1 protein-coding gene is annotated in these 586 nt (G+C 72.0%); it reads left to right on the forward strand.

The window, feature by feature from the left end; genetic code table 11:
- Positions 1-139: 139 nt before the first annotated feature.
- Positions 140-586 (forward strand): FHA domain-containing protein (locus tag A9W95_RS22805; protein WP_253851738.1); only part of this gene is annotated, 447 nt, incomplete at its 3' end.

Below are 586 nucleotides of genomic sequence, written 5' to 3' on the forward strand. Positions count from 1 at the left end.
ACGTTCTCCAGTAGGGCCTTGCCGTCGACGGCGAACGAGACGGCGTTGACTTCCAGGCCGCCGGCCGGCGTCGCCCCCGCCGTCGCGCACCCGCGAGACACCGCTGCCCCCGCCGCCGGGCCCGGCGGCCAGCGCAGACGTGCAGCGCATCCGGGTCAACCCGACCACCGCCGAGTCGCAGGTAACGACCAAGCGGGTGCCGACCGTGACCGCCGAGTCCAGCCTCGCCACACCGGTCGCCCGCAGCGCGAGCATCGGTCGATCCCTGGACAACGACATCGTCGTGGCCGACGTGCTGGCCTCCCGCCACCACGCCTACCTGGCGCCGACTCCGGTCGGCGCCGAGATCCGCGACGCGCACAGCATCAACGGCACGTTCGTCAACGGCATCCGGGTGGGATCGGCCATCCTCAGCGAGGGTGACGTCGTCACCATCGGCAACGTCGACCTGCTCTTCTCCGGTGGCAATCTGGTGCGCCAGACGGCGGGGGCGACGCCGGCCGGCGGCCTGGAAGTCAACGCCGTCTCGTTCGCCGTCGACGGCAAGGCCCTACTGGAGAACGTCTCACTGACCGCGCGGCCCGGG

This window comes from Mycobacterium sp. 1423905.2 (assembly GCF_001673155.1).
In the GTDB taxonomy this organism is placed as follows: Bacteria; Actinomycetota; Actinomycetes; order Mycobacteriales; family Mycobacteriaceae; genus Mycobacterium.